Annotated in this window: 11 protein-coding genes; all 11 read left to right on the forward strand. The window is 46.3% G+C overall.

Features of this window, described 5'->3' with window-relative positions:
- Positions 1-19 precede the first annotated feature (19 nt).
- The 11 genes from dpsA to yfmH all read left to right on the forward strand — a co-directional run bounded on the left by dpsA (position 20) and on the right by yfmH (position 13,963).
- On the forward strand, positions 20-919 hold the full coding sequence (gene dpsA / locus MKY44_RS09975; protein WP_076208873.1) for a dipicolinate synthase subunit DpsA: 900 nt from the start codon (positions 20-22) through the stop codon (positions 917-919).
- Positions 916-1,512 (forward strand): dipicolinate synthase subunit B, encoded by a 597-nt coding sequence (locus tag MKY44_RS09980; protein WP_341006923.1) that lies wholly within the window; start codon positions 916-918, stop codon positions 1,510-1,512. The genes dpsA and MKY44_RS09980 overlap by 4 nt, the downstream gene beginning before the upstream one ends.
- Positions 1,513-1,890: 378 nt before the next feature.
- Positions 1,891-3,111, forward strand: a complete 1,221-nt coding sequence (gene dapG / locus MKY44_RS09985) for an aspartate kinase (protein ID WP_341006924.1) — start codon at positions 1,891-1,893, stop codon at positions 3,109-3,111.
- A 47-nt stretch (positions 3,112-3,158) separates the two neighbouring features.
- A complete protein-coding gene (dapA, locus tag MKY44_RS09990) occupies positions 3,159-4,037 on the forward strand; it encodes a 4-hydroxy-tetrahydrodipicolinate synthase (RefSeq protein ID WP_341006925.1) in 879 nt (292 codons plus the stop codon).
- A gap of 477 nt (positions 4,038-4,514) precedes the next feature.
- A complete protein-coding gene (locus tag MKY44_RS09995) occupies positions 4,515-6,194 on the forward strand; it encodes a ribonuclease J (protein WP_076208870.1) in 1,680 nt (559 codons plus the stop codon).
- A gap of 221 nt (positions 6,195-6,415) precedes the next feature.
- Positions 6,416-7,189 carry a ClpP family protease gene (locus MKY44_RS10000; RefSeq protein WP_282321899.1) on the forward strand — a complete coding sequence of 258 codons (774 nt, stop codon included), beginning with the start codon at positions 6,416-6,418 and terminating at the stop codon, positions 7,187-7,189.
- Entirely contained in the window at positions 7,186-7,416 is a 231-nt protein-coding gene (locus MKY44_RS10005; protein WP_036609282.1) for a YlzJ-like family protein, read from the forward strand. The genes MKY44_RS10000 and MKY44_RS10005 overlap by 4 nt, the downstream gene beginning before the upstream one ends.
- 90 nt (positions 7,417-7,506) lie before the next feature.
- Positions 7,507-10,245 (forward strand): FtsK/SpoIIIE family DNA translocase, encoded by a 2,739-nt coding sequence (locus MKY44_RS10010; protein WP_341006926.1) that lies wholly within the window; start codon positions 7,507-7,509, stop codon positions 10,243-10,245.
- A gap of 198 nt (positions 10,246-10,443) precedes the next feature.
- The gene (gene sleB / locus MKY44_RS10015) at positions 10,444-11,271 is read left to right on the forward strand and encodes a spore cortex-lytic enzyme (RefSeq protein ID WP_341006927.1); all 828 of its coding nucleotides are present in this window, start codon (positions 10,444-10,446) and stop codon (positions 11,269-11,271) included.
- Positions 11,272-11,398: 127 nt separating this feature from the next.
- Positions 11,399-12,679 carry an EF-P 5-aminopentanol modification-associated protein YfmF gene (gene yfmF / locus MKY44_RS10020; protein ID WP_341006928.1) on the forward strand — a complete coding sequence of 427 codons (1,281 nt, stop codon included), beginning with the start codon at positions 11,399-11,401 and terminating at the stop codon, positions 12,677-12,679.
- Positions 12,680-12,682: 3 nt separating this feature from the next.
- Complete coding sequence (gene yfmH / locus MKY44_RS10025) at positions 12,683-13,963, forward strand: EF-P 5-aminopentanol modification-associated protein YfmH (protein WP_341006929.1); 1,281 nt, start codon at positions 12,683-12,685, stop codon at positions 13,961-13,963.

The raw sequence follows: 13,963 nt of genomic DNA on the forward strand, positions 1-13,963 counted from the left end.
TGAAAGGAGTGACGTCCCGATGCTGACCGGAGTCCGGATTGTAGTCCTGGGCGGAGATGCGCGGCAGCTTGAAGTCATTCAAAAGTGCGCTGAGCTGGATGCAACGGTAAGTGTGGTGGGTTTCGATAAAATAGAGCGTTCCATTCCAGGGATCGAGCACCAGGAACTGGAGGATGAAGTGTTTGCTTCCGCAGATGTACTGGTACTGCCTGTTGTCGGTTGCGATGACCAGGGAAAAGTAAGTACTTCATTCAGTGACACACCGATCTATTTGAAAAAGGAGCATATTGCAGCATTACCAGAGCATTGTATTGTGTTCACAGGTATGGCAAAGCCGTTCTTGCGCGAACTTTGTCTTGAAAATGGGCTGCGACTTGTTGAAGTACTTGATCGTGATGATATTGCACTTTATAACTCTATTCCAACAGCTGAGGGCGCCATCGCCATAGCTATTCGGGAGACGGACTTCACAATCCATGGTTCGGAATGCATTGTGCTTGGCATTGGTCGAACAGGATTCACAATGGCCAAAACATTGCAGGGACTTGGAGCAAATGTACGGGTGGGAATCAGGCGGGAAGAGGATGCTGCCCGCGCTACAATAATGGGCTGGAAGCCTTTCATGACAACGGATTTGGCCGCTCAGACCGGGGAAGTTGACTTGCTTTTTAATACGATACCGACTATGATAATCACAGCACAAATCCTGTCCAGAATGCCGCAAAAGGCTGTCATTATCGACCTCGCATCCGCTCCTGGCGGCTGTGATTTCAGGTATGCCGACAAACGCGGTATCAAAGCGCTACTTGCGCCTGGCCTCCCCGGCATTGTTGCTCCCAAAACGGCTGGCGGCATTATTGCCGACGCGTTGATCCGTTTGCTTTTGGAAGAACAGAACGCACGGGAGGTTAAATCATGAACTGGCAGGGAAAAACGGTAGGTTATGCAATTACGGGTTCTCATTGTACGTTTGAAGAGGTTATGCCGGTAATTAGCCGCTTCGTAACTGAAGGTGCCAACGTCATTCCGATTATTTCGAATTCGGTTCTGACGACGGATACACGCTTTGGTACGGCGCAAAATTGGCAAAAACAGTTGAAAGATATAACAGGTAATGATATCATTTCTACAATTGTTGAAGCGGAGCCATTAGGGCCTTCCAAGCTGCTTGATGTGCTGGTTATTGCTCCATGCACAGGGAATACAACAAGCAAGCTGGCTAATGCGATGACCGACAGTCCAGTGCTAATGGCAGCCAAAGCGCAGATGCGCAATCAGCGTCCGCTTGTGCTCGCGATTTCCACGAATGACGGTCTGGGCTTGAATGCTGCGAATATCGCCAAATTGCTTGTGGCTAAATACTTGTATTTTGTGCCATTTGGGCAAGACGATCCAGTGAAAAAACCAAACTCGTTAGTCGCCAAAATGGAATTGATTCCAGAGGCTTGCTGGAGTGCTCTTGAGGGCAAACAGTTGCAGCCGATGATTGTGGAGCGTTCTTCACAGGCTTGATGGAACAATGATTTGGTGACAACGTTTATGCGCTTGGAGAAATGAAGAAGGGTTCGAGAGACAAAGAAAATCATGGGGGACAATATGCTGGATTGAACAGCTACTATGTCCACGTTCCTGTCTATAAGGCATTCCTGCTTGCGGGCAGTACAGGTTAAGCAAGCGGGAGAGGTCTATTGTGAATGTATGCATCATGACCTCGATAACAACCGCGACCTTTGATTTGCGATTGTCCCAGACAATTACAAAAAAATAAGGAGCGGCATGGAATGCCGTATAAAATGCTGAAATTATCGCATCAGAACGCTCCCTAGAGTGATCCATTTGTTGATTTGACCCGTGTCCAGTCTTCTTGCGTACACAAATGGAGGAATAAAGATGCGTATCATGGTACAGAAATTCGGAGGCACGTCTCTCTCCACTGTTCAGGCGAGAGAGCATGTGCTCCGTCATGTTAAACGTGAACTTGAAGCAGGATTGAGTCTGGTCATCGTTGTGTCTGCGATGGGGCGCCGCGGCGAGCCATATGCGACCGATACGTTGCTGGACTGGGCTGCACAGAACGGAAACGCACTATCCGCACGCGAAAAGGATTTACTGCTGTGCTGTGGTGAAATCATATCGGCGACAACGTTGAGCAGTTTACTCGAACATGAAGGCATTCCAACTACAGTGCTGACCGGTGCACAAGCAGGTTTTGTGACGGACGACAATTTCGGGAATGCCCGGATATTGGATGTCCGTCCTGTTCGTGTGTTGGAGCAGCTTCAGCTTGGCCGTGTCGTTGTTGTAACCGGATTCCAGGGGCAGACAGAGAACGGAGACTTCACGACATTGGGTCGTGGGGGAAGCGATACGTCTGCTACAGCTCTCGGTGCAGCATTACGTGCTGAAATGGTGGATATCTACACAGATGTGAACGGGATACTCACCGCTGATCCGCGAATTGTTGAGGATGCACGTCCACTGACTGTTGTGAGTTATGCAGAGATCTGTAACATGGCCCACCACGGGGCCAAGGTAATCCATCCACGTGCGGTTGAGATTGCGATGCAATCCCAGATTCCAGTGCGGGTAAGATCTACTTTTGCAGACACGGAAGGAACGCTGGTTACGCATCCGGAAGGATTCCAGGATGTGCAGACAGGCATTGTTGACCGTTATGTAACAGGCATCGCCTACGTGAGCAATGTAACGCAAATTACGGTGGATGTGCCTGGTGGTGGTGCAGATCGATTGCAACTAAAAGTGTTCAAAACCATGGCTGAGAATTCAATCAGCGTTGATTTTATTAATGTTACCCCCTCGGGAGTTGTCTATACGGTTTTTGACAGTGAATCCGAGAAAGCCATACAGGTATTGCAGGAGATAGGTCTCAAGCCACAAAGTCTGTCCGGTTGTGCCAAAGTGTCCGTCATTGGCGGAGGCATTAATGGTGTACCTGGAATCATGGCTCGAATCGTGGAGTCCTTGACACTGGCAGACATTCAGATCCTGCAATCGGCAGATTCGAATACAACGATCTGGGTACTCGTAAAAAAAGAAGATATGGTTCAGGCCCTGAGGGCACTTCACGCCTCATTCGAACTTCATTTGTAAATAACTGAAGTTAGAGGAGCCAAACCTGTTTTGAAGGAGGAATCGAATTGGACTTTGGAAGATTGATTACAGCAATGGTCACTCCGTTCAATGAACAAGGAGAGATTCATTGGGAGGAAACGGCACGTCTAATCGACTATCTGATTGTAGATCAAAAGTCGGAGACGCTTGTGGTTTCTGGAACAACAGGGGAGTCTCCAACACTTAGTGATACTGAGAAAGTTCAATTATTCGAATTTGCAGTGAAACATGCGGCCGGTCGGTGCAAAATTATAGCCGGAACGGGAAGCAATAACACGGCACATTCCATCCATTTGACACAGGAAGCTGAACGTGCCGGAGTGGATGGCATTTTGTTGGTTGTTCCGTATTACAACAAACCTAGCCAAGAAGGTTTGTTCAAACATTTTGAAGCGATTGCAGGCTCCACCGAGCTGCCAATTATGCTCTACAACGTGCCTGGGCGTACAGTAACCAGCCTGTCAGCAGAGACAACGCTTCGTCTTGCACAGATTCCTAACATCGTCGCTACGAAGGAATGTGCGTCTATGGAGCAGGTTACGCTGATTGCAGCAAGTGCTCCAGAAAATTTCAGAGTTTATTCCGGTGATGATGCTTCAGGCTTACCAGCGATTGCGGTTGGAGCACATGGAATTGTCAGCGTGGCCAGTCATGTCGTAGGGGCAGAAATGAAGAAAATGATTGACGCCTTCTATGGCGGAGCACCTCTTCAGGCTGCTCAGATTCATCAGCAGTTGTTCCCAGTGTTCAAAGGCCTGTTTGAGTGTCCACAGCCTCTACCAAACCCCGTAGCGGTGAAATATGCGCTGACATTGCGTGGTCTAGACGTTGGTTCCGTACGGTTGCCCCTTATTCCGCCAACGGAAGAGGAGCAAGTTTATATCAAAGGTTTACTTAATTTGTAATCATTTTGGTTGTATATGGCACTATTTTATTAATCATGGGAATATCCTTCAGATCAGCAAAAGAACCGCTCCTCTTCGTAGAGGCTGCGGTTCTTTTTTTTACGAGTAATGTGAGGTTTCTTTTCCATTGCTAAGGGGAAACCTACAGGTTAACGAGAGAGTGACTTGTTTTTTTTGTTTTTAATCATGTATAATGATGTCAAGTGACTGGGTGCGGTATTTTTTTGAAATTGAAAGCGACATCGTTTTGTGGTGTAGCTTTGCGGTGAAAAAGGAAGGAACGGCTAAGAGGGAATTTCAAATCCAACTTGTTGGTCAAAGGGAATAACTTCGAAGAACTTCTTCCAAATATCGTGAATAAAGGTGTTCTTTTGCATTCATCCCGATAGGTGGGTATGTGATGTATGGACTACTTTTCTTAACTTACAATAAATAATAAGGTACGACGTCCAACTACCATAGGAGGTTTAGATTCATTTGTCTAAGAAAAATAATAACGATAAACTGATGATTTTTGCTTTGGGCGGCGTAGGCGAGATTGGTAAAAATATGTACGTCATCCAATACGCCAACGACATTGTAGTCGTAGATGCTGGTCTTAAATTCCCGGAAGAAGATATGCTTGGTATTGATATTGTCATCCCTGACATTTCTTACCTGACTGAGAACCGTGACAAAGTAAGAGGAATCATTCTTACTCACGGACATGAGGATCACATTGGTGGTCTGCCATATGTTCTCAAACATCTGAATGTTCCTGTATACGGAACAAGACTTACGCTTGGACTTGTAGAAAACAAGTTGAAAGAAGCGAATTTGCTGGGTGAAACAAAACGTATTCTGATTGATGCTGATTCTGAGATCCAACTTGGATCTGTTCTGAAAGCATCGTTCTTCGCTACTAACCATAGTATTCCGGATTCTGTTGGTGTATGTGTCGAAACACCGGAAGGTGCAGTTGTTCACACAGGTGACTTCAAATTCGATCATACTCCAGTCAATGGTCAATATGCAGATCTTCAGCGTATGGCACAGATCGGAACAAATGGCGTGTTAGCGCTTTTGTCCGATAGTACAAACGCTGAGAAACCTGGATTCACACCATCGGAGAAAAATGTGGGTATCGTTCTGGAAGATATCTTCCGTAAAGCTAGTCAACGTGTTGTTGTAGCGACATTTGCTTCTAACGTACACCGTATCCAACAGGTGATCAATGCAGCAGAAGTGACTGGACGTAAAGTTGCAGTTATCGGACGCAGCATGGTGAACGTGGTTGGTATTGCTTCAGAACTGGGTTATCTTGAGATTCCGGATGGCATGATCATTGAACCTGAAGAAGTAGGCAAGATGGCAGCTGATCGTGTCGTGATTCTCTGCACAGGAAGTCAAGGAGAGCCGATGTCAGCACTGACACGTATGGCTCGTTCCACACACCGTAAAGTGGACATCCTGCCAGGTGACACCGTCATTATCGCAGCAACACCGGTTCCAGGTAATGAAAAATATGTAGGCCGTACGATTGATGAACTGTTCCGTCTGGGTGCTAACGTGCATTACAGCGGTGCTAACAGTGGCGTCCACGTATCTGGTCACGGTAGCCAGGAAGAGCTGAAACTGATGCTCAACCTGATGAAACCGAAATTCTTCTTGCCAATTCACGGTGAATTCCGTATGCAGCGTCGCCACGCGGTTCTTGCTGAATCTGTAGGGGTAGAACCTGAGAACATTTTCATCACGGATATCGGTGAAGTGATTGAAATTCAAGGTGGAGCAGCACGTAGAGCAGGTAAAGTTACTGCAGGTAATGTGTTGATCGATGGCTTGGGTGTAGGCGATGTGGGTAACATTGTACTTCGTGACCGCAAATTGTTGTCACAAGATGGTATCCTTGTTGTTGTGGTAACACTGAGCAAACAGGATGGAAAAATTGTTTCCGGTCCTGACATCATCTCTCGCGGATTTGTGTATGTACGTGAATCGGAAGGACTACTGGATGAGGCCAACCGGATCGTTAGCAGCACATTGCAGAAGTTGATGAGTGAGAACGTTAACGAGTGGGCTTCACTCAAAACAAATGTTAAAGATGCACTGGGACGCTTCCTGTATGAGCAAACTCGTCGTAGACCGATGATTTTGCCAATCATTATGGAAGTTTAAAATAAGCTAAACAAAAACATATATTCAGGCACACAGTCGCCCCTTCTCTACGAGTAATATTGGACGGTTCCTCGTAGAGAAGGGGCTTTTTTTGCGTTTTCAGGAAGAACTGCAATAGCGTCAATATGTGAAGCAATTTGATGTAGCGGGTATAAGGCGGTTGGAAAAATCCCCATACTAAGGAAATACATTAAATGTTTATGGAGAAGGGGATTATTGAAATGAATGAACGTATGAATGGCAAGCAGGCGTCAAGATCCAATCAACCGGAAGTTGAAGCGCCGGAAATTCCGATTCAGGAGGAAAAGGCCATCTCTCCCGTGACAGAGACTATTCAGCAATTTGGGCAGACACAGTCTCCTGCAGGTGAGTCGAATATTTTCTGTATGACCATTATTGGACAGGTCGAAGGGCATTTGATTTTGCCGCCACAAAATAAAACAACAAAGTATGAGCATATCATTCCACAGCTGGTGGCCGCAGAACAAAATCAGCGTATTGAAGGTATTCTGATCATTTTGAACACGGTAGGTGGAGATGTAGAGGCGGGTCTGGCCATTGCAGAGATGATTGCTTCTCTAAGCAAACCTACGGTGACTGTGGTCATTGGAGGCGGGCATAGCATTGGAGTACCGATTGCTGTAGCTTCAACATATTCCCTGATTGCGGGAAGTGCAACGATGACGATCCATCCGATTCGGATGAACGGCCTTGTCATTGGTGTACCTCAAACGTTTGAGTATATGGAGAAAATGCAGGAGAGGGTTGTTCGATTTGTGACTTCGCATTCGAATATCTCTGAAGAGATGTTCAAAGAACTGATGTTTAAGACAGGTGAGTTGAATCGGGACATTGGTACAGCTGTAGGAAGCGCAGATGCAGTGAAACATGGATTAATGGATGCAGTGGGCGGGATTGGACAGGCTATTGCTCAGTTAAATCAGCTCATAGGAGACAAGAGACAGACTCTGCAGGCGGGAGGTTATACCCAATGACACTATATACCGTGATGCCTCCTGAACAACTCTGGTCGGGAATGTGGAAAGAGGGCGAAGATACGAGGGAGATCAAAATGAATGGTTTGTTAATGCAGGTGAGACCTGTTAATGACAATGAAGCCGTTATTGTACGTTTGCTGGATTGTCCACTTGAAGCCTATCTCAATCCTGCTAATATGCCCGGTTCGACCATTCCGCTTTCAGGTAACTTGGGATCAGCATAACGCGACGAATTCAGACAAATTGAGCAGAAAAAGAACATATGTACGGATTATATTTGTATGGTATAATATTCTTCTGGGGGTGACCTGATTTTGGCCAGAAGAAAAAAGAGGAAAAAAAAGGGCGCTGGTTTTAGTGGCGTTTTAAAATATGAAATTTACGGGATTGTGCTTATTACTCTTGCTGTCATAGCATTATCGGGTGAAGCCACCGTTGGACGTTCGCTTTCCAAGATGTTCGGACTGATGCTTGGTAAGTTTTATTTTGCGATTCCACTTGTTGGTATTTATTACGGTCTCATGGTGATGATTCATCGGAAATGGCCGAGTGGCTGGACCACACGCAAGACAGGACTGGTATTGCTGGTCTTTGCCTTAACCTTGATGAGTACTGTCTCTGCAATGCACCAGAAGCTCATTCCGGTTGGTGCGCTTGAGCCTGGTGCTGTGATTACGCAGGTACATAATGATATGCAAACCGAGTTGCTAACCCCTGCTGCGCCAGGTGAGAGGGACTCCATGCTTAACAAGGACATCAGCGGTGGTTATCTCGGAGCTGGGCAATTTGCTCTTTTCCTTTGGCTGTTCGGCAGCCTGGGGGCGAGACTCATCATGATTGTCATGTTTATCATCAGTTTTATGCTGATTACGAGTCTATCTTATGTGGATTTAATTCGAATATTCCGTACAAAGATTTGGGATGCCGGGAGTTCGATGTACAAGAAGCTGGAGTCGAGACCGTCTGCACGTTCTGCTTCAGCATCTGATGGAAGGAAGAAAGGTAACGCTCGTAAAGTGGTGCCTGTTCCTGTTGAAGATGACGAAGACGAGTATGAGGATGAATTAGAGGAACAGCATCTGCCAAAACGAAAAGCGCCCATATTCTTCCAACTTTTCGGAAAATGGGGAGCTAAACGAGAACAGGCGACATCAGGACGTGAAATGGATGAGGTCGATTCGGAAGAAACAGAACAAATTTTATACCGCGCCGAACAAGATCGCAATCCAGAGGCGTGGCAGGATGCAACCGAAGACGTAGCGAACAAATCAGCTTCATCACGTGTTCCTGTTCAGGCTAAACCTAATTCAGCGCCCATCATTCGAGACTTTTTCGAGCACGTCAGAACAGAAGAGGCAAGCATTGAAGATGATCTGGACGATGCTTATCCTTTCCCGGATAATCTGGCCGATCCAAACGTAGTACAACAGGGTGAGCATGCCATTAAAATAACGGATGAACTGGTAGAGACAGAGTGGTCTGCATCCGATGCGGGTACAAACGGGATGAATGCTGTGGATGAGATTCAGAGTGGAGAAGAAGTACCTAATGATGCAATGCAGGGAACAGATACTCCAACTCCTGAAGGGCAGGACACACAACCTGTGAAACCACCATCGCCACCTCCTAAGCCGTACAAGCTGCCATCATTCCGTCTCCTTGCCAAGCCAAACAATGGGGGCAAGGCGGGTGACCAGAAGGATTATATGCAGACAGCACGAAAGCTGGAAGCTACACTGGAGAGTTTCGGTGTTCGCGCCAAGGTGCTTGAAGTGGTCCGGGGCCCTGCCGTTACAAGGTATGAAATTCAGCCTGATATTGGTGTTAAGGTCAGCAGGATTGTCAGCCTAACTGATGATATCGCGTTGGCTTTGGCGGCAAAAGATATTCGGATGGAAGCACCGATTCCCGGAAAGTCTGCTATTGGTATCGAAGTACCTAATGGCGAGGTATCGGTTGTAACGATGCGTGAAGTAATGGAGACAGCAACGTTCCAGGATGCAGAATCCAAAGTGACCATTGCATTTGGCCGAGATATCTCGGGACAGACGATTATTGGTAACTTGGCTCGTATGCCCCATTTGCTGGTCGCGGGTGCTACAGGTTCCGGTAAGTCGGTGTGTATTAACGGAATTATTACCAGCATATTGTACAAAGCCAAGCCGGATGAAGTGAAGTTCCTGATGGTCGATCCCAAGATGGTTGAGTTGAACGTATATAACGGAATTCCACATCTGATGGCCCCAGTAGTAACTGATCCTAAACGAGCGTCTCTTGCTCTCAAAAAGATTGTGGTTGAGATGGAGAAACGATATGAACTGTTCTCCAAATCAGGCACGCGTAACGTCGAGGGTTACAATAACCTGATGAAAGATAATCCTGCAGCTGTTCTGCCTTATATCGTTGTCATTGTGGATGAGCTTGCAGATCTGATGATGGTTGCAGCCGGAGATGTAGAGGATGCCATTGCACGACTCGCTCAGATGGCTCGTGCAGCCGGAATCCATCTGATTATTGCCACACAACGTCCTTCTGTTGACGTTATTACCGGGGTAATCAAGGCTAACATTCCATCGCGGATTGCCTTCGGCGTATCCTCCCAAGTCGATTCCCGAACGATTCTGGATATGGGTGGTGCTGAGAAACTGTTGGGCCGTGGAGACATGCTGTTCATGCCAATGGGCGCATCAAAACCGGTTCGTGTACAAGGTGCATTTATGAGCGATGAAGAAGTCGAGAATATTGTAAACTATGTACGTGGTCAAGGTGAAGCGCAGTATGATGAATCCATTGTACCTGAAGTGGATGATTCCATTCAGGCAGCAGATGAAGTACAGGATGAGTTATATGAGCAAGCTGTACAGATTATTTTGGAGGCAAAACAAGCTTCAGTCTCCCTGTTGCAACGTCGTATGCGGGTTGGTTACACACGTGCAGCACGTTTAATTGACTCCATGGAAGCCCGGGGTGTAATCGGTCCTTACGAGGGCAGCAAACCAAGGGAAGTACTGGTTTCGCTTGAACAGTATCAGCAGAATAAAATAAGCTCGTAGTGTAACATGTAACATGGTTACAACGAATCGTTTAAGCCCTCAACCGTATTGGTTGAGGGCTTTTTGCTTGCTCAGCAGACTGAAGTTTTGCCATCTACTCCAAAGATCGGATGATTTGGTGCATAGGAAACAAGCAGGCTTGTCATAATAACCTTAGCGATTCTGTTAATCCCACAAGAGAAAGGTAGAGCACAGTCGATGCGAAAAATGAACCTATGGCTTTTCACTGCTATTTTGCTGATATCCGCATTGGGAATTCGTTATTTGCTTCCTGGGAATGCAGCAACTGAAAGTTCAGCCGAGCGTACACCGCAGGTAGAAGAAAAGGCCTTGCCTACGTTTAGCAGCAATACAGTGAAATATGGAAGTTACGGTCAGGATGTATATGAGCTTCAGGGGCGTCTGAAGTACCTGGGATTTTACAATGGTAAAATCGACAGTAATTTTGGCAGCAGCACACTGAAATCCGTTAAATGGTTTCAATCCGAGTTTGGCATGAAGGCAGATGGTGTGGTTGGAGCTGAGACCAAGCTCAAGCTGTACAATGCGTCAACCAAATGGTCGCCAACAGAGCCGCCGCTACACAAGGAATCCTCAGGTGGGGGTGGAGGCAGCAACAATACGGCAGATAAAGAGCAAGACAATATGGGATCTGCCAATGCCCTTGGTCTCTCAGAGAATGAACTCAAGATTATGGCTAACGCTGTATATGGTGAAGCCCGGGGTGAACCGTTTGAAGGTCAAGTCGCAGTAGCAGCAGTAATTTTGAATCGCGTAAATTCACCAAGTTTTCCAAGTACACCTTCTGGTGTAATTTTTCAGCCAGGTGCATTTACGGCTGTAGCGGACGGACAGATCTATCTGGAACCAAACGCACAAGCCAAAAAGGCAGTTGAGCAGGCCCTGAATGGATGGGATCCGTCCGGTGGATGTCTCTATTATTTTAACCCGAAGACAGCAACATCCAAATGGATCTGGACCCGCCCACAAGTGAAAACAATCGGACAGCATATCTTTTGTATGTGATGATGTTGGAAGCAACCAGAAGGCGTGACTTCGGTTGCTTCTTGCCTTTTGAATGGGTTAAAATGGTTGTTACGTTTAAGCTTAATATGATTGCATGATAAATGACGCCGTAAAGGGGTTTTAACATTTGAATACATCAGGATTCGAACGAGGTAGCAAGAGAGAGTTTCGTATACATGTGCTTCCGACTAAACGTTTTAAAACGTTTGCTATATCGTTATATGCAGGAGTTCCCTTACGGGAAGATACAGTAACCAAAGTAGCGCTGACACCTTTTGTTCTGCGACGCGGCACGGAGTCCTATCCGGAAACAACGCAATTTCGTGAACAACTGGAGCATCTGTATGGAGCAGGTTTTGGTTTTGACGTTTATAAACGCGGGGATTACCAGATTGTACAGTTCCGAATGGATACCATTAATGATTCCTTTGTTGGAGGGGATGAACAGCTACTGGATCGTTCATTTGCCTTCCTAGGAGAGGTTCTTACCCGACCTGCACAGGAGAATGGACATTTCAGGACGTCTTATGTACAAGCAGAGCGAGAGACTGTTCGTAAAAAGCTGGAGTCCATCGTGAATGATAAAATGCGCTATGCCGCTGAACGCAGTATTGAGGAAATGTGCAAGAATGAGCCGTACCGTCTTCATCCATTGGGTGAGCGAAAGGATCTGCCCGGGATTGAGCCCGACACACTGACTGCGTCTTATCAGGAGTGGCTGCAGCACTCGAGTATGGATCTGTACGTGGTAGGGGATACGACACTGGAGGAGGTCGAGAACCTTGTTCAGCGTCATTTCAATGTAGATCGAACGTCCTCCTCCGATTACCAGACACAGGCAGCGGTTCGAGGAGATAAGGAAGTGGAGACCGTTGTTGAGCGACTGAATGTGAGTCAGGGAAAACTCAATATGGGACTCCGTACATCTATCACTTATGGAGATCCTCAGTATGCCGCAGCACTAATGTACAACGGGATTCTCGGTGGTTATCCGCATTCCAAACTGTTTGTAAATGTTCGTGAAAAAGAAAGCCTGGCGTATTACGCGTCTTCGCGATATGACGGACATAAGGGAATTGCAACGATTCAATCCGGGATTGAAATCCCTAATTATGAGAAGGCTGTTACTATCATCAAGCAGCAGCTGGAAGAAATGAAAAGCGGTACAATCAGTGATCTGGAAATGTCCCAGACCAAAGCAATGATCCGTAACCTGCTTAAGGAAATGCAGGATTCTGCTTTTGAGATGATCGCTTATGACTTCAATGGACAGTTGTCTGGCAAAGAAAGAACGGCTGAAGAATTGTTGGCTCAAGTAGAACATATTAGCAAGGAAGATGTGCGTGAGGCGGCAGAACAATTCCGTCTGGATACGATTTATTTCTTGCGGGACGAGAAGGAGGAATAATCGGTGGAGAGCATTCGGTATGAGCATTTGCAGGAGACACTATATTACGAAGTAATGGATAACGGACTGCATGTCTATATTTTGCCTAAACCGGGGTTCCAGAAAACGTATGCTACGTTTGCAACCAAGTATGGATCGGTGGATAATCATTTTCAGGTTGAAGGACAGGAAGAAGTAAAGGTTCCGGATGGGATTGCTCATTTCCTGGAGCATAAAATGTTTGAAGAACCAACAGGCGATATTTTTGCAACATTTGCGTCTCACGGTGCCTCAGCTAATGCATTTACGAGCTTTGATCAGACGGTTTATTTGTTTTCAGCGACCGAACATGTGAATGAAAATATACAAACATTAGTCGACTTTGTGCAAAATCCTTACTTCACGGATCAAAATGTGGAAAAGGAAAAAGGCATTATCGGACAGGAAATTGACATGTATGCTGATAATCCGGATTGGCGTGTTTATTTTGGATTGATTGAAGCCATGTATCAGAAACATCCGGTGCATATCGATATAGCAGGAACGGTGGAATCCATCCGTACGATTACCAAAGAGATGTTATATGAGTGTTATAACACCTTCTATCACCCGAGTAATATGCTCTTGTTTGTGGTGGGTGGTGTAGATCCACAAGAAGTCATTGATATGGTTCGATCGAACCAGGAGCAGAAGGATTATAAGCCACAGGGGAGCATTCAACGTTTCTTCGAACCGGAGCCTGAGCAAGTAGGAGAAGCCAGACGGGAAGCGAAACTGGCTGTTTCACTGCCCAAATGTCTGTTTGGATTCAAGGAGACGGACCTTGGACTTACCGGAGAAAAATTGTTACGGCGAGATATGACAACGCAGCTGATGATGGACCTTTTGTTTGGTTCAAGCACACGATTATTTCAGAAGCTCTACGATGAAGATCTGATCTCGGACAGCTTTGGACATGAGTATAACAGTTCGCCGCAATATGCGTTTTCAGCCATTGGTGGTGATACAAAAGACCCGGATCAACTGCTTGCGCGTATACGTGAAGAAGTGGATGCCATTGTAGAAAAAGGGTTCGAATCCACAGATTTTGAACGTGCACGCAAAAAGAAAATAGGCGGATATTTGCGTATGCTCAATTCACCAGAAAACATTGCGCATGAATTTACACGTCAGCAATTCCGTGGCGGTGATTTTTTCAATATGCTCCCGCTCTATGAATCGATTACACTGGAAGATGTTAATCTCAGACTGAGAGAGCATATTCGCTGGGATCAACTGGCTGTATCGCTAGTCGTGAGTCCTTGA

It is taken from the genome of Paenibacillus sp. FSL R7-0026 (genome assembly GCF_038004485.1).
In the GTDB taxonomy this organism is placed as follows: domain Bacteria; phylum Bacillota; class Bacilli; order Paenibacillales; family Paenibacillaceae; genus Paenibacillus; species Paenibacillus xylanexedens_A.

Bases quoted from the DNA above. Each gene is read 5' to 3' on its own strand.
- sleB (WP_341006927.1), top strand. From the start codon at position 10,444: ATGCGAAAAATGAACCTATGGCTTTTCACTGCTATTTTGCTGATATCC.
- MKY44_RS09980 (WP_341006923.1), top strand. From the start codon at position 916: ATGAACTGGCAGGGAAAAACGGTAGGTTATGCAATTACGGGTTCTCAT.
- MKY44_RS10000 (WP_282321899.1), top strand. From the start codon at position 6,416: ATGAATGAACGTATGAATGGCAAGCAGGCGTCAAGATCCAATCAACCG.
- MKY44_RS10005 (WP_036609282.1), top strand. From the start codon at position 7,186: ATGACACTATATACCGTGATGCCTCCTGAACAACTCTGGTCGGGAATG.
- dpsA (WP_076208873.1), top strand. From the start codon at position 20: ATGCTGACCGGAGTCCGGATTGTAGTCCTGGGCGGAGATGCGCGGCAG.
- dapG (WP_341006924.1), top strand. From the start codon at position 1,891: ATGCGTATCATGGTACAGAAATTCGGAGGCACGTCTCTCTCCACTGTT.